The organism is Paraburkholderia sp. RL17-373-BIF-A (genome assembly GCF_046030175.1).
Classification (GTDB): Bacteria; Pseudomonadota; Gammaproteobacteria; order Burkholderiales; family Burkholderiaceae; genus Paraburkholderia.
This window is the reverse complement of record NZ_JARESO010000448.1, coordinates 1-415: the sequence shown is the minus strand read 5'-3', so window position 1 is coordinate 415 and position 415 is coordinate 1. Positions and strand designations below refer to the sequence as shown.

At 62.7% G+C, this 415-nt stretch carries 1 protein-coding gene; it reads left to right on the top strand.

Annotated features, from left to right (window positions below; genetic code table 11):
• On the top strand, nt 1–303 hold a 303-nt coding region (locus tag P0D80_RS51310; RefSeq protein WP_408296663.1), incomplete at its 5' end, for an ATP-binding protein.
• Nucleotides 304–415: the final 112 nt, after the last annotated feature.

Below are 415 nucleotides of genomic sequence, written 5' to 3'. Positions count from 1 at the left end.
AGCAAGGATCAGGCCGAGACTTCGGTGCTGTTCGAGCTCATCAGCGCCAGGTATGAGCACCGTTCTCTTTGCATAACGGCCAACCAGCCATTTGGCGAATGGGACAAGGTCTTCCCCGACCGGGCCATGACGGTGGCCGCCGTCGACCGGCTGGTCCATCACTCGACGATCTTTGAACTGAACGTCGCAAGCTACCGTCGGCGTACCGCCCTGGAGCGCAAGCAGCAGGGACCGGGACGCCTGGCCAGTATCGCGACACCAAACAACGTCGGCCTGCCGCCGCGCCCGGAGAATCAGCAATGAAGCACAACGCACATCTGCAGCTCGTCACGCGTGACGATACATCCGATAGCCCGACGACGAAACCCGTCGCACGCACGGCCGCACAACGGCAACGCGCATACCGCTTACGCCG